At 69.9% G+C, this 13,611-nt stretch carries 9 protein-coding genes and 1 tRNA gene; 7 read left to right on the forward strand and 3 right to left on the reverse strand.

Features of this window, described 5'->3' with window-relative positions; genetic code table 11:
• Window positions 1–75 precede the first annotated feature (75 nt).
• Entirely contained in the window at window positions 76–1,113 is a 1,038-nt protein-coding gene (gene pyrC / locus IQ292_RS05590) for a dihydroorotase (RefSeq protein ID WP_203309301.1), read from the forward strand.
• Between the two features lie 140 nt (window positions 1,114–1,253).
• Here the strand turns inward: pyrC and IQ292_RS05595 are convergent, their stop codons facing one another.
• Entirely contained in the window at window positions 1,254–2,027 is a 774-nt protein-coding gene (locus IQ292_RS05595) for a DUF1134 domain-containing protein (RefSeq protein ID WP_203309302.1), read from the reverse strand.
• 166 nt (window positions 2,028–2,193) lie between these two features.
• On the opposite strand from IQ292_RS05595, the gene IQ292_RS05600 reads away from it, so the two are divergent.
• Window positions 2,194–2,283: transfer RNA gene (locus IQ292_RS05600), tRNA-Ser, on the forward strand.
• Between the two features lie 190 nt (window positions 2,284–2,473).
• Here the strand turns inward: IQ292_RS05600 and IQ292_RS05605 are convergent.
• Complete coding sequence (locus IQ292_RS05605; RefSeq protein ID WP_203309303.1) at window positions 2,474–3,748, reverse strand: dicarboxylate/amino acid:cation symporter; 1,275 nt, start codon at window positions 3,746–3,748, stop codon at window positions 2,474–2,476.
• 444 nt (window positions 3,749–4,192) lie between these two features.
• Between IQ292_RS05605 and IQ292_RS05610 the strand changes: the two genes are divergently transcribed.
• The 3 genes from IQ292_RS05610 to IQ292_RS05620 all read left to right on the forward strand — a co-directional run bounded on the left by IQ292_RS05610 (window position 4,193) and on the right by IQ292_RS05620 (window position 7,071).
• Entirely contained in the window at window positions 4,193–4,465 is a 273-nt protein-coding gene (locus IQ292_RS05610; protein WP_203309304.1) for a CsbD family protein, read from the forward strand.
• A 183-nt stretch (window positions 4,466–4,648) separates the two neighbouring features.
• Window positions 4,649–5,215: a GNAT family N-acetyltransferase gene (locus IQ292_RS05615; RefSeq protein WP_238940805.1), complete on the forward strand. Its 567-nt coding sequence runs from the start codon at window positions 4,649–4,651 to the stop codon at window positions 5,213–5,215.
• Window positions 5,216–5,298: 83 nt separating this feature from the next.
• Window positions 5,299–7,071 (forward strand): aspartyl protease family protein, encoded by a 1,773-nt coding sequence (locus IQ292_RS05620; protein ID WP_338057591.1) that lies wholly within the window; start codon window positions 5,299–5,301, stop codon window positions 7,069–7,071.
• 4 nt (window positions 7,072–7,075) lie between these two features.
• Here IQ292_RS05620 and IQ292_RS05625 read toward each other — a convergent pair whose 3' ends face one another.
• Window positions 7,076–8,692, reverse strand: a complete 1,617-nt coding sequence (locus tag IQ292_RS05625) for a carboxylesterase/lipase family protein (RefSeq protein WP_203309305.1) — start codon at window positions 8,690–8,692, stop codon at window positions 7,076–7,078.
• 258 nt (window positions 8,693–8,950) lie between these two features.
• Between IQ292_RS05625 and IQ292_RS05630 the strand changes: the two genes are divergently transcribed.
• Together IQ292_RS05630 and IQ292_RS05635 are read left to right on the forward strand one after the other, a co-directional pair.
• Entirely contained in the window at window positions 8,951–12,982 is a 4,032-nt protein-coding gene (locus IQ292_RS05630) for a Pls/PosA family non-ribosomal peptide synthetase (RefSeq protein WP_203309306.1), read from the forward strand.
• A complete protein-coding gene (locus tag IQ292_RS05635) occupies window positions 12,979–13,611 on the forward strand; it encodes a 4'-phosphopantetheinyl transferase family protein (protein WP_203309307.1) in 633 nt (210 codons plus the stop codon). The genes IQ292_RS05630 and IQ292_RS05635 overlap by 4 nt, the downstream gene beginning before the upstream one ends.

A 13,611-nucleotide genomic window follows, 5' to 3' on the forward strand; every position in this document is an offset into this window, starting at 1 on the left:
GGCATCGGATCATGTCACACCGGGCGCCGCGGCGTTCGGCTGGCGCATTTTGCCCGGCGGCATTAGGACGCCGGCATGACCGACCGCCTGACCATCCGCCGCCCCGACGACTGGCACGTCCACCTGCGCGATGGCGCGATGCTGAAGGCCGTGGCCGGTGCGACCGCGCGCCAGTTCGCCCGCGCCATCGTCATGCCCAATCTGACCCCACCGGTGACCGACGTCGCCGCGGCGGAAGCCTATCGCGCGCGGATCCTGGAGGCCGTCGGGCCCGACAGCGGGTTCGTGCCGCTGATGACCTGTTATCTGACCGATCACAGCGATCCGGCGGAGATTCGCCGCGGCTATGAGACAGGTGTCTTCGCCGCGTGCAAGCTCTATCCCGCGCACGCCACCACCAACTCCGCACATGGCGTGACCGACGTGCTGGCGCTTGGGCCGGTGCTCGAAACGATGCAGCGCATCGGCATGCCGCTGCTCATCCATGGCGAGGTCACGGACCCGGCGATCGACATATTCGATCGGGAGGCGGTGTTCCTGGAGCGCGTGCTGACGCCGCTGATCCGCGCCTATCCCGCGCTGAAGATCGTGATGGAGCATATCACCACGGCGGAGGCGGCCGCGTTCGTCGCGCAGGCGGATCACCCGATCGCCGCGACGATCACGCCCCAGCATCTGATCATCAACCGCAACGCGATCTTCGAAGGCGGTCTGCGTCCGCATGCCTATTGCCTGCCGGTCGCCAAGCGCGAGGCGCATCGGCTGGCGGTGCGCAAGGCGGCGGTGTCGGGCAGTCCGCGGTTTTTTCTGGGGACCGACAGCGCACCGCACGTCGTCGGCGCAAAGGAATCGGGGTGCGGCTGCGCGGGCATCTACAATGCGCCCTTCGCTCTCGAGGCCTATCTGCAGGTGTTCGACGAGGAAGGGGCGCTGGACCGGTTCGAAGGGTTCGCCGCGGAGCATGGCGCCCGCTTCTACGGCCTGCCGCTTAACGAGGGCAGCGTGACGCTGATCCGCACGCCGGTGGAGGTTCCGGCGATGACCGGCGCGGGCGAGACGGCGGTCGTGCCGTTCCTGGCGGGGCGCACTTTGGCCTGGCGGTTGGAGGCATGACCCTTTCGGCCGCCGCCTAACGGGCGATCCGGCAAGGCTGAATCGAGGCGGTGCCGCTTCCGGCTGCGTGGATCAGATTCTAGGGGCCAATCCAGCGAGGCTCAATCGGGCCGGCGCCGCCTCGCGCACGTGGATCGCGCCTAGAAGGGCAGCCACTTCGCCTTGTGCGTGAATTTCATGTAGCCGACGTTGACGCCGGCGCGATAGCCGACCCCCAGCCGGATCGGGATGAGCACGACATTGCCGCGCCGCAGATAGGTCGCGGCGAACCCGCCGACGAGATACAGTCGGCCTTCCGCGGCGGGAAAGCGGTGGAACAGCTCCTCGCTGTCGTAGAGGTTGTAGACGAGCACGAAGACCTTGTTGGCGTCGCCGCCGACGTCGAACCCGACGGACGGCCCCGTCCAGTAGACGGGCATCTGCCCTTCCACCTTGTGCGACATGATCCCCGAGCCGTAGCGAAGGCCGACGACGAAGGCCCCGGCCGCCTCGCGCCCCGCGATATAGGCGTTGGGTCGCCCCTGTTCCTTGAGGACCTTCTCGAGGATGCCGGCCAGGCCCGCGGCGCCCTTGCCGAACACGCCCTCGCCGGCCGCCAGCAGGTCTTCGCGTTCGTACGTCGTATCCGCACGCTGTGTCGCCTCGGCGCGCGCCTGTTGCTGGGCGGTCGCGGGATCGACGGGCGGCGGGGGGGCGGCGGGCGCCGAATCGTCGAAGCCGGGCTGCGGCTGCGCGGAAGTCGCAGTGTCCGGCGCAGGGGAGGGGCGGACCGGGCGGGCCGACTGGCGGGCGGGCGGCGCGCTGGTCGCGAGATCGCCGTCGATCGCACGATTGGGGTCGATGGTCGCCACCTGGGCCGAGGCACCGCTGGCAAGAAGCGCCGCCAGCGCAGAAAAGCCGATCACGCGCTTCATGTCATTTGCCCCTCGTCAGACCCCGTCACGCGCACGGTAAACCACCGGCGCGCTTGCGGGGCAATGAACGAAGCCTCGGCTAGGGGCGAATTTGCGTCCTGTTGCCGCAACGAGCCCGGTTGATCCCCCGGCGGACCGCCGCTATAGCCGCGATCCTGCCGCAGCCGGAGACGTGGGTGAGTGGCTGAAACCAACGCTTTGCTAAAGCGTCGTACGGGAAACCGTACCGAGGGTTCGAATCCCTCCGTCTCCGCCACATATCCGCCCTGACGGGCTCCGCTGGCGGCAATGCGGTTGCGTTCCCAGCTTCTGTTTCTGTCGCGCGGTGGCTGTGGAATTTGATATGCCACGGCCCCTGCAAGCTGAGTGATCCCCTTTCCGCCCGGCGAAACGCGTGTCGGACGGCCTGCCGCGCGAAGGGTGCGCCGCCCGCGCCCGCCGTCGCGCTACGGCGCCAAGTCCTCGTCTGCGGCGGCGCTGCGCTCGGTCAGCAGCGTCGCGAGCGCGAGATCGGCGGTGACGTTCGCGCTCGTCGCGAACATATCGGGGATCGTGTCGACGGCCAGAAACAGCGGCAGGAGGTCGATCGGGACGCCGACCGCCAGCGCGACAGGCGCATAGGCCGCGAAGAAGCTGATCTGGTTCGGCAGGCCAGCGATCACCAGATTGTTGAGCACGGCGAGTATCGCCACGAGCATGATCTGGGGAAGACCGAGATCGATGCCGTTCAGACGCGCGAGCGCCAGCACGGCGAGGCTGATGGCGGTCGGCGCGCTGATGCGGAACAGCGCGACGGCAAGCGGGAGCACGGTGCCGACCTGTCGCTCCGGCAGGCCGAGCGTGCGCGAGGCTTGCAGCATCGCCGGCAGGGATGCCAGCGACGATTGGGTGCTGAAGGCGACCGATTGCGCGGGCAGCGCGGCGCGCAGGAACGCGCGCAGCGGCGTCCGCCCGAACACCCCCACCAGCGCGACGAAGGCGGCGGCCAGCGCGATGCCGCCGATGATCCGCGCCAGCACGTACCAGGCCAACAAGGCGCCGACCGCCAGCCCGCTCCGCGCCGCGACGTCGAAGGCGAGGGCGAAGACGCCGATCGGCGCAAGCAATAGCACCCACCCGATGATCACGAGCAGCGTGTCCGCGACGCCCCTGAACAGCTCGGTGATCGCCGCGGCGCGCGGGCGATCGATGCGGCGTAGCGCGACGGCGAATATCAGCGCGAAGAGCACCACGGGTACGATCGCACCGCTCGCGGCCGACCCGATCGGGTTGACCGGCACGAGCGCGCGCAACGTGTCGCCCAGCGGGGGCAGGGGCGGCAGCTTTTCGGTGCCGCCACGCACGGCGTCGAGGCCCGCGACCTGCCAGTCGCTGAACATCGCCGCCCCGAACGAGACGCCGAAGACGGCGGACGCGAGCAGGAAACACGCAAAGGCGACGATCGCGCGACGGGCCGAGCGCGTCGATCCGTCAACGTCGGTTCCGCCGCCGAGGCCGGTGATGACCAGCGCGAAGACCAGCGGGATGATGGGCATGCGCAAGGCATCGAGCCACAGGCCGCCGATCGTCCCGAAAGCCGGAAGGGCGGCGTTTTCCGGTCCGGCGCAATAGCCGGCGGCGAGGCCGGCGACGAGGCCGATGAGGATGCGGGCGGCAACCGGCAGTCGCGGCACCGGGAAGCGCCGTGACGCGGACCGGGCGGAGGGTAGGGCGTTGATCATGCTCCAGCAGGTGCCAGCGGAGGCGCGGTGCCGCCAAGCAGCATGGCCTAGCGTGCGGACAAGATTAGCTTGTCCATGCGGGACCGCGACAGCGCCGGCTTGTGCCCAAGGAAATGGGTAGTCGGCTTTCCCCCGGTTCCTGCCGTCCGGCGGCACGCCGGGCGCGCGCTGCCGAAAAGCGCTTCCCGGATCGTGCTGCGGGCTATCGCCGCACCGACGCGTCCTTCGATATCGGGCGGCCGCGGCGTGATGCACGACATAGATCGCCATGACGCGCGCGTCGCGGCATGCGGCCGCGCATGGGGGGCGAGGCGCGGCAACCCGAACGCTTCCGGTGCGTTTCCAGCCCCCGACCCCCCGCGCGATGCCTCGTTGCATCCCGGAGGCTCTCGGCAACGGCGGGACAGTCGTCGTTGCCTCGGATCGCAACAAGGGAGACGAGCGATGAACACGGATACGCTGACCGGCGCCGCGACCAACCTGGGCGGCAAGATCAAGGATGGCCTCGGCGAGGCGACGGGCGATCAGGGCCTGCGCGCCGAGGGCAAGGCCGACCAGCTGAGCGGTACGGCGCAGAAGGCCTATGGCGAGGCGAAGGACGCGGTGCGTCCGGCGATCGATTACGTCCGCCAGTTCGCCCGCGAGCGTCCGTTCGCCGCTGCGGCTCTGGGCGGCGTGCTCGGGATCGCGCTGATCAACACGCTGCGCGGCAAGTAAGCCGGCGAACCCCCGTCCCGTGCACCGTGCGCATAGCCTTAGCGGACGGGCGCGCCGGAACGGCGAAGGGGCAGGGCGGTCACGTCCTGCCCTTTTCGTCGGTGATGCGGTGCGCCGCCTCGAAGGCGCGGCGGGGGGCGACACGCGCGACCCGGGACGCTTGATGCCGGGCAAGGTGACGGGATGAGCTTGGAAAAGGGCACAAGGATGCGTGTGGCGGTGCGGCCCTACCGGCCGGACGATCGCGCGGCAGTGCTGGCTATCTTCGACGGCAACGCGGCGCACTATTTCGGCGCGGGCGATCGCGGCTGGCTCGCCGAGACGCTGGACGAGCCCGATGGTCCGGCGTTCGTCGTCACCGTGGGGGCGCAGGTCGCGGCCTTCGGCGGTTACGAGATCTGGGATCATTACAACAAGGCGCTGCTCTATTGGGGCATGGCGGACCGGCGCTATCATGGCGCCGGCCTCGGCCGGTTGCTGCTGCTCGCGCGGCTGCTGCACGTCGCGGAGCATGCCGAACCGCCGACGCGCTATGTCACCGTCGATACCTCGCCGATGGTGGCGCCGTTTTTCCTCGCCTGCGGATTCGAGCGGACGGCGATCTGGCCGGAAGGGTATCGGTCGGGCATGGAGATGCACGAGCTGCGCTTCGACCTCGCCGCGACGGACGTCGACCGGCTGCGCGCGGCGCTCGATGACGCGCATGCGCGCGCAGAGGCAGCGATCGGAGAAAATTCCCGCGCGTCGTAAGCGCATTGTCAGCTTCCCGGGCTAGCGTCGCCTGCGCCGCGAACCGCGGCCGGCCCGGCCAGGGCCATCATGGGGGACGAGCGGTGGCGAAACGAACGGGCGGCGCGCGGGCGAAGGTGGTGGCGGCGGTCGCCAGCATCGTGGCGACGATCGCCGCACATCCCGCTGCGGCGGAAAACTGCAAGATCGGGAAGATCGCCGAACTGGCGGTGACGATGCAGGGCCTGCGACCGGTCGTCCAGACGACGATCAACGGAAAGCCCGCCCCCTTCATCGTCGACAGCGGCGCCTTCTTCAGCAACATCTCGCCGCCCGTCGCGAAGAGCCTGAGCCTGCCACAGCGCGCCTATCCCGGCCTGCGCGTCAACGGCATCGGCGGCAGCAGCGAGGCGAGCGTCGCGACCGTCCGCCACTTCGGGCTGGCCGGCGTGGACATCCCGAACGTCGAATTCGTCGTCAGCGGCAGCGACATCGGTCAGACCGGGCTGATCGGACAGAATGTGCTGGGTCTGGCCGACGTCGAATATGACCTGCCCGGCGGCGCGGTGCGCCTTTTCCGGCCGCAGGGCTGCAGCAAGACGGCGTTGGCCTATTGGTCGGCGGGCAAACCGTTCTTCATGCTGCCGATCGAGAGCAAGGAGGAAGCGCGCAACCACACCGTCGGCGCTATCGAACTGGATGGCGCGAAGCTGCGGGCGACGTTCGATACCGGGGCGCCGCAGACGGTGTTGACCCTGCGCGCGGCTGCGCGAGCCGGGGTCCATCCGGGTGATCCGGGCGTCGAGAAGGCGGGCTGGGAATCGGGCCTCGGCAGCCGTGTCGTCCAGGGCTGGATCGGACATTTCAAGCTGCTCAAGATCGGCGACGAGGAATTGCACAACGTGCGGCTGCGCATGGCGGACCTCGGACCGCTCGACACCGACATGCTGCTCGGCGCCGACTATTTCGTGTCGCACCGTATCTATGTCTCCAACGCGCAGCACCGGATGTACTTCACCTATACCGGCGGCAGGTTGTTCAGCACGGGCACGCGTGTCGACGCGACGACGAACATCGCGGTGCAGGGTGGCGCGACCGAGGGGGCCGAACCGGCCGATGCCGAGGGGTATAGCCGCCGCGGCGCGATGGCGCAGACGCAACGCGACCTGCCCGGCGCGATCGAGGCCTATTCGCATGCCATGGCGCTTGCGCCGAAGGATCCTCGCTTCCCGCTGCAGCGGGCACTGGCCTATCTGGCAGCGCGGCGCCCGGTCCTCGCGATGGACGACCTCAACACCGTGCTGACGCTCGACCCGGCGGATCGGCGCGCGCGCCTGCTGCGCGCGGAGGTGCGGCTGCGTGCCGGCAACCCGGAAGGCGCGATCGCCGATCTCGACGCGCTGAGCGCCGCGATGCCGCGCGAGGATATGGAGCGGCTGCACGTCGCGCAGCTTTATTCCGGCGCGGACGCGTTCGACGCCGCCATCGGCCAATATGACATATGGCTGGCGACGCACCACGACGACAGCCAGCGCAGCGTCGCGCAGAACGGACGGTGCTGGGCGCGCGCGCTGGCCAACAAGGATCTCGACAAGGCGCGGGGCGACTGCGACGCGGCCGTGCGCGCGGTGAAGGGCAATGCGAGCTATCTCGACTCCCGCGGGCTCCTCGCGTTCCGACGCGGCGACGACGCGGCGGCGATCGCCGACCTCACCGCTGCACTGGCGCTCAATCCCAAACTCGCCTGGTCGCTGTACATCCGCTCCCTGGCCGAGCGGCGGCAGGGCCGGACGGCGGACGCCGATCGCGATCGCGATGCCGCGCTCGCACTCGATCGGCGCCTGGCGGACCGTGCGAAGCGCTATGGTCTGAGCTGAGGCGTCATTTCATCCCGAGCAGGAGCGGCGTCGCGGCGACGTAGCGGCGCTGCTCGACGAACGGCTGGCTGTGCGTGTCGACGTCGATCACCTGGCGCGTGATGGCGGCCGTATCGGCGGTGGCGGCGGGCCAATGCGGCAGGCCGGGGCCATTGGGATCGCCCGTCTTGATGAAATCGGCGAAATAGCCGCTCATCGTCGCCGATACCCGCCGGTCGGCGTCGGTCCAGGCGTAGAGCGGGTTCACGTCGAGATTGCCGAGCGCATATTCGATTTCCGCGCTGTGCACCGCGCCCCACGCCGGCGGCGCGCCGGACGTATCGGCGAGCGCACGCGGCCGGACATGGGCATAATGATAGAGATAGGTCGGCGCGCCGGTGCGACGGCTCAGGTCGAACCACATCCACGTCGGCAGCGCGAGGAAGGCGTCGCTCGCCAGCGCGGTGGCGGCAGGGACGACATCCGCGTCCGACGCGGCGGGATAGAGCGCGAAGACCGCATCCGCCTGTGCGCCGAACCGCGCCGCAAGCGCCGTGCGATAGGTCGACACCGATGGCGTGGCGGCGCCGAGCAGCGCGGCGGCCCCTGCCTCCTGCGAGTTGGTCCCGACCAGCAGCGGCACGCGCGCCGCGCGCCCCGCGGCAAAGGTCGCCTCCGGCGCCTCGGTCAGCGCATAGCCGTCGATGACGGGGCGCAGCATCAGGTCACGGGCGGCGCCCTGCGCGGCCAGCAGCCGGTCGGCGGACAGCGCCCGCATCGCCGCCGCGGTCGCCGGGGCGTTCGACTGCGGGATACCCGCGGCCACGCCGAACGCCGCGCCCTGCGCTTCCGCCTGCGCGAGGGAAACAGGGCTCAGGCGGTGCATCACGGCGCCGCTCTCGCCGATCGCGCCTGCGATCGATCCGCGCGACAAGGGCGACACCATCAGCGCGCTGACCGACATCGACCCCGCCGATTCGCCGCCGATCGTGATACGATCCGGATCGCCGCCGAAGGCGGCGACGTTGCGACGTACCCAGGAGAGCGCCGCCACCTGATCGAGCAAGCCGTAATTGCCCGAGGCATGCCGCGGCGATTCGGCGGTCAGCGCCGGATGGGCAAGCCATCCAAAGACACCGAGCCGGTAGTTCAGCGTGACGACGACGATGCCCCGCCGTGCCAGAGCCGCGCCGTCGTAGCGCTTCTCGGAGCCATCGCCCGCCATGAAGCCGCCGCCATAGATATAGACGAGCACCGGAAGCTTGGCCGCCGGCTGCCGGCCGAGCCGCGCGGGTGTCCAGACGTTGAGGAAGAGGCAATCCTCGCTGACGCCGGGCGACCGGAACATCATGTCGGCAAACAGCGGTTGCTGCATGCAGCGGGCGCCGAACTGCGTCGCCTGGCGGATGCCGGACCAGTGCGGCACGGGCGCGGGTGGCTGCCAGCGTCGTGCGCCCACCGGCGCGGCGGCGAAGGGCACGCCGCGGAAGATCGCGATGTCGCCGGCACCGTCGCCGGTCTGGCTGGTCTCGCGGAGCCCCTGCAACCGACCGCTGTCGACGCGCACCACCGGTCCCTGCTGCGCCAGCGCCGGGGCCGCCGTCGCCAGCGCCAGGCCGGCCGCCCATTGCATCATCCTCATCCCGAAATTCCCGTCGTTTCGCTTTGACACCAGCTATTTGCGCCGGTGGCCCAGGTGTCAACGCGGCAAATGGCGGGTCCGATCGGGGGCCAGCCAGAGAGGACGGCGGCGACCCCGTGTCGCACGCGCAAGCCGCGAGGCGACCGATTTCGGACATTCGCGTCGGATCGGAGCTTGATCCAGGCGTCGTTTGTTCCTGTAGGAGGATCGAGTGAAGGGTTGCCGCCGAGGGCAGCCGGTGATGGACGAGGCGTATCGATGAGTGACAGGTTCGAGGATGCGCCGGCGCCCGTGATCAACACCGATCATCCGACCGTGTTCGCGCCGATCGCGCCGCTCGCCGCGTTGCGCGAGGAGGAGCCTTATGCGCGCGACGAGCTTCTGCAGGAGCTTTTCGAGGCGGCCGTCCGGCGGTTCGCACGCAACTGCGCGACGCGGATGCTCGTCGACGATCCCGAGAGCGAGCGGCGGACGGCGCTCAGCTATGTCGAGTTGCGCGACCGGGCGGTGCGCTTCGCACGACAGCTGCGTGCCCTCGGCGTCGGCCGTGGCGACCGCGTGGTCATCTGCCTGCCGCGCGGGCTCGACCAGTATATGGCGATCCTGGGTACGCTATGGGCGGGCGCCTGTTACGTTCCCGTCGACTGGACCTATCCGCAGGATCGCATCGATTTCATCGCCGAGGACAGCGACGCCGCGCTGATCGTCACGGACAGCGACCGGGCAGGCGCGATGCCGCGGCGAACGCTCGTCGTCGACGAGACGCTAGGCGATCTCGCCGCGCTCGACGCGACGCCGCTGACGCGCGCCGACACCGGCGCGGAGCCCGGCGACCTCGCCTATATCATCTACACCTCCGGCACGACGGGCCGGCCGAAGGGCGTGATGATCACCCAGGCCAATGCCTGCCACCTGGTACGGTCCGAAAGTGCGATCCTGGCGCTGGAGGAAAGCGACAAGGTTTTCGGCGGCTTCAGCCTGGCGTTCGACATGTCGGTGGAGACGATGTGGAGCGCCTTCTTCGTCGGTGCCGAACTGCTCGTCGCGGACGAGGCGCTCGCCAAGGCGGGGCCCGACATGGCGGAGGTGCTGGCGCGCGAGGGCGTGACGATCTGGCACGTCGTGCCGTCGCTGCTGACGCTGGTCGAGACGCCGATGCCCTCGCTGCGCCTGCTCAACCTCGGGGGCGAGGCCTGTCCGCCCGACCTCGTCGATCGCTGGTCGCGGCCGGGCCTGCGGATGCTCAACACCTATGGGCCGACCGAAACGACGGTGACGGCGACCTGGACCGAGGTGCAACCGGGGCGCCGCGTCACCATCGGCCGGCCGCTGCCCGGCTATACCGCGTGGATCGTCGACGAAAAGCTGTGGCCGGTCGACGCGGGGACGGAGGGCGAACTGGTCATCGGCGGCCCCGGCGTCGGCGCGGGCTACGTCAACCGGCCCGACCTCACCGCCGACAAGTTCGTGACGACGCCCTTCGCCGGACCCGACGGCAAGTCCGCGCTGGTCTATCGTTCGGGCGACCTCGTGCGGCTGGATGCCGTCGGCGACATCGACTTCATCGGCCGCATCGACACGCAGGTGAAGATCCGCGGGTTCCGCGTCGAGCTGGGCGAGATCGAGGCGGTGATCGCCGACGATCCCGCCGTGGCGCAGGCGGTCGTGCATCTGTTCAAGGACGAGGACGGCGCGGAATTCCTGGCCGCCTTCCTCGTCGCGCGTGGCGACGCGACGATCGACATGGACGCGGTCCGCGCCCGCGTGCGCGACCGGCTGCCCGTCTACATGCGCCCCGCTGCCTATCAGCGCCTCGATGCGCTGCCGACGCTGCCCGCCTCGGGCAAGGTGGATCGCAAGGCGCTGGTGCGCCCGGTCGTCGTCGCCGACGAGACGCGCGAGGCCGTCGCGCCCGCGACGCCGCTGGAGGAGACGCTCCAGGCGATCTGGGCGGAGGCCTTCGCGCCGCAGAAGGTCGGCGTGACCGACGATCTGTTCGAGGATCTGGGCGGCCATTCACTCAAGGCAGCGCGGCTCGTCTCCGCGATCCGCAAGGCACCCGGACTTGCCGGCGTGTCCATCCAGGACCTGTACGCGGCCCCGACGATCCGCGCGCTCGCCGCGCGGCTGGACGGTAACGGCCTGGCCGCCGCCGCCCCCGAGGAACCGTTCCACCGCATCGCCGATGCGAAGCGGTGGCTCTGCTACGCCGCGCAGACGCTGCTGCTGCTGCCCATTTATGCGGTGGCCGGATTGCAGTGGTTCTTCCCCTATATCGCCTATACGCGCCTCGCCGATCAGGTCGACCGCGTGCCGGCACTGCTGCTCAGCGGCTTCAGCTTCGTCTTCATCCCCCCGCTGGCGATGCTCGCCTCCATCCTGATCAAATGGCTGGTGATCGGCCGCTTCCGCGCGGGCGACTATCCGCTGTGGGGCAGCTATTACCTGCGCTGGTGGTTCGTGCGCCGCTTCTCGGAGGTGATCGCGACGCCCTATCTTGCGGGTACGCCGATGATCCGCGCCTATTACCGGCTGCTGGGCGCGAAGGTGGGCAAGGATGCGTTCATCGGCCGCGGCAACATCGACGCGGCCGATCTGGTGACGATCGGCGAGGGCGCGATCGTCAGCGACTATGCGATGCTCGCCACGACCTCCGTCGAGCGGGGGCTGCTCCGCCTCGGCACCGCGCGCATCGGCGATCGTGCGTTCGTGGGATCGATGGCCGTGGTCGGACGCGACTGCGCGATCGGTGCGGGAGCCCAGCTGGAGGATCTGTCCGCGCTGCCGGTAGGGACGCAGGTGCCGGCGGGCGAGTGCTGGAGCGGTTCGCCCGCGACCTCGCACGGGATGGTCGCCACGCAGGCGGCGCCGCCGGCCAGCGGTACGCGCCGCCTCGCCGTCGGCCTCGCGCTCGCGCTGGGCGCCTTGCTGCTGCCGCTGGTCGCGATCCTCCCGATCGCGCCGGGCCTCGTCACGCTCATCGAGCTCGACTGGCGCAGCGAGAGCTACACCTATTTGCTGCTCGCACCCGCGCTTGCCATCACCTACGTCATCCTGATGTGCGTGCTGACGGTGGCGGCGAAACGGCTGTTCCTCGGACGGGTGCGGCCGGGTCGCTACCCCATCCACAGCTGGTTCTACGTGCGCTTCTGGTTCGTGCAGCAGGTCAACGACCTGGCGCTGCGCCTGCTGCATCCGATCTATGCGACGCTCTATGTCGTGCCCTGGTATCGCGCGCTGGGCGTGAAGGTCGGCAAGCGCGCCGAGATATCGACCGCGGCGGCGATCGTCCCGGATCTCGTCGACATCGGCGCGGAAAGCTTCATCGCGGATGCGGTGCTGTTCGGGGCGGCGCGCGTCGAGCCCGGCGCGATCCGGCTTGCCCATACCCGCATCGGTCGACGCAGCTTCATCGGCAATTCCGCGTTGCTGCCGACGGGGGCCAGTGTCGGCGACGGCGTGCTGATCGGCGTGCTCTCCAAACCTCCCGCGGACGGCGGCGCCGAGAAGCCGGACGGCACCTGGTTCGGCTCGCCGCCGATCTCGCTGCCGGTCCGGCAGACGGTCGGGCTGTTCGACGAAGGCGCGCGCTTCAATCCGGGGCGCCGGCTGGTCGCGACGCGCCTCGGCATCGAATATGTCCGCGTCACCCTGTCGCTGACGCTGTTCCTCGCCTTCTTCAGCCTGTTGCTGTCGGCGGTCGGGACGATCGACGACCTGGGCAACGGCGCCTGGCTGGTGCCGCTGACCTTTCCGTTCCTCTACATCGGCTTCGCGCTGGCGTGCGGCCTGTCCGTGGTGCTGCTCAAGTGGCTGGTGGTCGGCCGCTATCGCCAGACGACCGCGCCCCTGTGGAGCACCTTCGTGTGGCGGACGGAGCTGGTCACCGCGACCTACGAGAATCTTGCCGTGCCGAACCTGCTGGAGCCGTTGCGCGGCACACCGTGGCTGCCCGCCTATCTGCGACTGCTGGGATGCCGGATCGGCAAGCGCTGCTACATGGACACTACCGACGTCACCGAACACGATCTGGTCGATATCGGCGACGATGTCGCGCTCAACGATTTCGCCGGGTTGCAGACGCACCTGTTCGAGGATCGCGTGATGAAGGTGAGCGGGGTCAGCGTGCGCGACCGGGCGACGATCGGGTCCTATGCGATCGTCCTCTACGATGCCGAGATCGGCGAAGACGCGCAGCTCGGCGATCTGTCGGTGGTGATGAAGGGAGAGACGTTGCCGCCGGGCACGTCGTGGGAGGGTTCGCCCGCACGACTCGTCCGCAACGGATGACGGAGCCCGCCTGGGCGACCGGGCCGCTCGCGGCGATCCCGGCGGGGCACGGGCCGGTGGCGTGGTTGCTGCGGCTGGACGACGCGCAAACGGCGGCGGACGCCAGGCGCGCGGCCGTGTCGGCGCAGGATCTCGCCGACCTGGCGGACCGGCCGCAGGCGGCGATGCGTGCGCTCCGGCGGCGGCTGGCCAAGGCGCTGATCGCACGGATGGCCGGGGTACACCCGGATCTGGTGCGCATCGCGCGGAACGAGGCCGGCGCGCCGATCGTCATCGCACCCGACGGCTGGCATGTCAGCGTCGCCGGCCGCTGGCCGCTCGCGCTGATCGGGGTGGCGCGGATCGGGATCGGCGTCGACGTCGAACCGCTGGATGCGCCGCCCCCGCCGCCCGATGCCTTCACCATCGCCGAACGGGTGGCGATGCGCGAAGATCAGGCGCTTGCCCGCTGGGTGACGAAGGAGGCGCACGCCAAGCGCCTCGGCATCGCGTCGCGCATCGCGGCGGAGGCGATCGAGACACGCGCGCTCGGCGGCTTGGCCTTCGCGGCCGCCTCGGCGGAAGGCGGCAGCCTGGCCTGGTGTACCGTTCGCGGCGGCGCGATCGCGGCCGCCGCGATACCGGTCTGA

Origin of the sequence: Sphingomonas beigongshangi, from assembly GCF_016820445.1 — a bacterium.
In the GTDB taxonomy this organism is placed as follows: Bacteria; Pseudomonadota; Alphaproteobacteria; order Sphingomonadales; family Sphingomonadaceae; genus Sphingomonas; species Sphingomonas beigongshangi.

Coding starts and splice junctions, on each gene's coding strand:
- IQ292_RS05615 (WP_238940805.1), top strand. CDS start 4,649: ATGAGCTTGGAAAAGGGCACAAGGATGCGTGTGGCGGTGCGGCCCTAC.
- IQ292_RS05605 (WP_203309303.1), bottom strand. CDS start 3,748: ATGATCAACGCCCTACCCTCCGCCCGGTCCGCGTCACGGCGCTTCCCG.
- IQ292_RS05610 (WP_203309304.1), top strand. CDS start 4,193: ATGAACACGGATACGCTGACCGGCGCCGCGACCAACCTGGGCGGCAAG.
- IQ292_RS05630 (WP_203309306.1), top strand. CDS start 8,951: ATGAGTGACAGGTTCGAGGATGCGCCGGCGCCCGTGATCAACACCGAT.
- IQ292_RS05635 (WP_203309307.1), top strand. CDS start 12,979: ATGACGGAGCCCGCCTGGGCGACCGGGCCGCTCGCGGCGATCCCGGCG.
- pyrC (WP_203309301.1), top strand. CDS start 76: ATGACCGACCGCCTGACCATCCGCCGCCCCGACGACTGGCACGTCCAC.
- IQ292_RS05595 (WP_203309302.1), bottom strand. CDS start 2,027: ATGAAGCGCGTGATCGGCTTTTCTGCGCTGGCGGCGCTTCTTGCCAGC.
- IQ292_RS05625 (WP_203309305.1), bottom strand. CDS start 8,692: ATGAGGATGATGCAATGGGCGGCCGGCCTGGCGCTGGCGACGGCGGCC.